This is a genomic window from Sporichthyaceae bacterium (assembly GCA_036493475.1).
In the GTDB taxonomy this organism is placed as follows: Bacteria; Actinomycetota; Actinomycetes; order Sporichthyales; family Sporichthyaceae; genus DASQPJ01.
This window is the reverse complement of record DASXPS010000185.1, coordinates 1-1659: the sequence shown is the minus strand read 5'-3', so window position 1 is coordinate 1659 and position 1659 is coordinate 1. Positions and strand designations below refer to the sequence as shown.

2 protein-coding genes are annotated in these 1659 nt (G+C 72.2%); both read right to left on the bottom strand.

Going from position 1 to position 1659, the window contains the following annotated elements; translation table 11 throughout:
* The coding region (locus VGJ14_18170) for an aldehyde dehydrogenase family protein (protein HEY2834354.1) at positions 1-1222 on the bottom strand (1222 nt) is incomplete at its 3' end.
* 8 nt (positions 1223-1230) lie between these two features.
* A partial coding sequence (locus tag VGJ14_18165; protein HEY2834353.1) for an aminotransferase class III-fold pyridoxal phosphate-dependent enzyme occupies positions 1231-1659 on the bottom strand: 429 nt, incomplete at its 5' end.

The window sequence follows — 1659 nt, the reverse complement described above, 5'->3', positions numbered from 1 at the left end:
TGCCCACGTTGACGGCGACCCGCAGCACCTCCACGGCGGCACCGTACTCCATGATGACCTGGGGGTCGGTGCTGTGGATGGCGGCGGAGTGGCCGCGCCCGGACAGCCGCAGCACGGCCCGCGCGGCGTCGATCCCGCGCCAGGCCGTCGGCACCCGGACCAGGCCGAGCACCGGGCAGAGCTTCTCGTGCGCCAGCGGTTGCTCGGGCACCACCAGGTCGAACGGCGCGAGCAGGACGCGGGTGCGGTTCGGCACCCGCAGGCCCGCCTCGGCGGCGATCCAGCTCGCGTCCTTGCCCACGAAGCGGATGTCGAACCGCCCGCCGGGGAACAGCATGGCGGCGACCCTGTCCCGTTCGTCCGGCGCGAGCAGGTAGGCGCCGGCCTGCTTCAGGTGCCGCAGCAGCGCGGTGGCGGCCTGCTCGGTGACGATCAGCACCGATTCGTTGGTGCACAGGACCGAGTTGTCGAAGCTCTTGCTGTCCACGATCCGCCGGGCCGCCTTGGCCAGGTCGGCGGTGGCGTCCACCAGCACCGGGACGTTGCCAGGGCCGACCCCGATGGCGGGCGTGCCCGAGCTGTAGGCGGCACGGACCACCGGCACGCCCCCGGTTGCGACGATGACGCTGGTCCGCTCGTCGGTCATCAGCGCGTCGATCAACGGCACCGACGGCTCGTCCACCACCTGGATGACGCCGTCCGGAGCGCCCGCCTTGACCGCCGCCTCACCGAGGGCGCGGGCCGCGTCGGCGCAGACCTCCTTGGCCAGCGGGTGCGGGCTGACCACCACCACGCTGCGGGTCATGAGCGCGAGCAGGCACTTGAGGAACACCGTGGCGACCGGGTTGGTCGAGGGAGTCAGTGCGAGCACCACGCCGGCCGGGCGCGGCACCTCGACGACCTTGGCCGCGGCGTCGACCCGCGGCGTCACGTAGTCGTGGCCGGCGTAGTGCTCCACGACTCCGGTGCTGCACGCGACGTTCTTGAGCACCTTGTGCTCCACCACGCCGAACCCGGTTTCCCGCACCGCCCATTCGGCGTACTCGCGGGCCCCGGCCGCGCCGACCGCGGCGGCGGCGCGCACGATCGCGTCCACCGTAGGCTTGTCGTACCGGGCGAAGGCGCGCCCGGCCCACTCCGCCCGCTGCAGCATGGCCCGGGCCCTCGGCACCCCCGCCGGGTCGGTGAGCAGCTCCGAGACGCTGATCGGGGCCCTGCTCATCTCCTGGGTCATCGCCGCGCCCCCGTGGCCACGTCGTCCCTGGCCTTCGCGATGGCCACCTCGGTCCGCTCGAGCAGTTCCTCGCACACCGCCGGAGTGAGCAGGATGCCCGGCTTGTACTGCAGCACCCGGGGGTCGAGGGTGGAGAAGATCGCCCATACCCCGTGCTCGTAGAGCCGCTTCATCACGAACTTGGCGCCCTGCGGGTGGCCGAACTCCAGCCCCATGACCAGCCCGTCCTGCCGGATCCCGGTGAACCAGTCGGGGTACTGCGCCTGGATCTTCGCTAGTCCGCCGGTGAAGGTCGCCGCGATGTAGTGCACCATCGACCGGACCTCGGGCCGGCAGGTGATCTCCAGCGTCTTCAGCGCCGCCACGCAGCCGAGTTCGGCGCCGCCGAACGTGGACATGTGGGCGAAGCCGTCCTCGGTCAGCCA